Origin of the sequence: Clostridium niameyense, from assembly GCF_001243045.1 — a bacterium.
GTDB lineage: Bacteria > Bacillota > Clostridia > Clostridiales > Clostridiaceae > Clostridium_F > Clostridium_F niameyense.
Genome location: NZ_LN849002.1, coordinates 1 through 1286 on the forward strand (window position 1 = coordinate 1; position 1286 = coordinate 1286).

Below are 1286 nucleotides of genomic sequence, written 5' to 3' on the forward strand. Positions count from 1 at the left end.
TCTTTGTCAACACTTTTTTCAAATTCTTTTTTGTTAATACATTTTTTAATGTTTAATAACTAAAAAGACTTTGTATTGCTTGGCTCTCACCAGACAACGTAGATTATTGTATCAGAAATACTTAACCTATAAATTTACTATATATATATTCTATCCAAAATAATTCGCCAATACTTCATTTTTCTATGTTTTTTTTATTATATCTCACAAAGACACTCCTGGATATGTTTTAATATACTTTAACCATAAAATAAGGATTTTATCTATTTTACACTTCAAATATGAAAATATAAAATAAATTAAAATCCTTACTTTATTATAAAGTATATTAAACTCTTACTTTAAATCAACCTTATATTTCTTCTTTAAGTTTTCTACAAATTCATTATATTTTTCATTTTGCTTTTGTTGAAGAAGAAATCCCATTATTTTGTCCTTAACCTTTTCAAAAGGTTCTACACTACTCTCTCTTATATTATCTACTATAATTAGATGATAACCAAATTGAGTTTTTACTGGCTTACTTAATACATCTGTTTTTAATTCAAATACAGCCTTTTCAAATTCAGGTACCATTTGTCCCTTTGTAAATGTTCCTAAACTACCCCCTTGGGCTTTTGAAGGGCATTTTGAATACTTTTCTGCTGCTTTTGAGAATTCTAATCCTGCTTCTATTTCTTTAGCAATTTTTTCAGCTTCTTCTAATGTATCTACTAGTATATGTCTTGCAGTTATAAGATCTTGTGTTTTAAAATTGCTCTTATTATTTGCATAATAATCCTTTGCTTCTTCTTCTGAAACTGATACTGATGCTAAAATATTAGAAACTGTACTTTGTATCAAAAGTTGTTTCTTTGTAGCTTCTAATTGCTTTAAAAATTCTTCAGTCTTATCAACTTCCATGTCCTTTGCATAGTTATATGCAAGTTCAAAATCAATCATTTGCTTTATTAGATCTTCTCTGCCTTTTTCTGTATTTAGATACCCCTGTCTATCTTTTGGAAAGCTAGCTATAGTAGCATCCACATCTTTTTCTGTGATTTCACAACCATTAACTACCGCCACTACTTTATTCTCCATAAAAATTCTCCTTTACATATAAAAATATATTTTATTGTTAGTAAAAAAGCATCTTAGATCAAAATCTAAGATGCTTTAATTTGGTGGCTAGACCAGGAATCGAACCAGGGACACGAGGATTTTCAGTCCTCTGCTCTACCGACTGAGCTATCCAGCCAAAAAAACTTATCTGGCAACGACCTACTCTTCCACAGGGCTTCCCCTGC

General features: G+C 29.5%; 1 protein-coding gene and 1 tRNA gene. Both read right to left on the bottom strand.

Annotated elements, in window-relative coordinates; translation table 11 throughout:
* Nucleotides 1-336: 336 nt before the first annotated feature.
* A complete protein-coding gene (locus BN1711_RS00005) occupies nt 337-1080 on the bottom strand; it encodes a peptidylprolyl isomerase (RefSeq protein ID WP_050606185.1) in 744 nt (247 codons plus the stop codon).
* Between the two features lie 81 nt (nt 1081-1161).
* Nucleotides 1162-1237: transfer RNA gene (locus BN1711_RS00010), tRNA-Phe, on the bottom strand.
* Nucleotides 1238-1286: the final 49 nt, after the last annotated feature.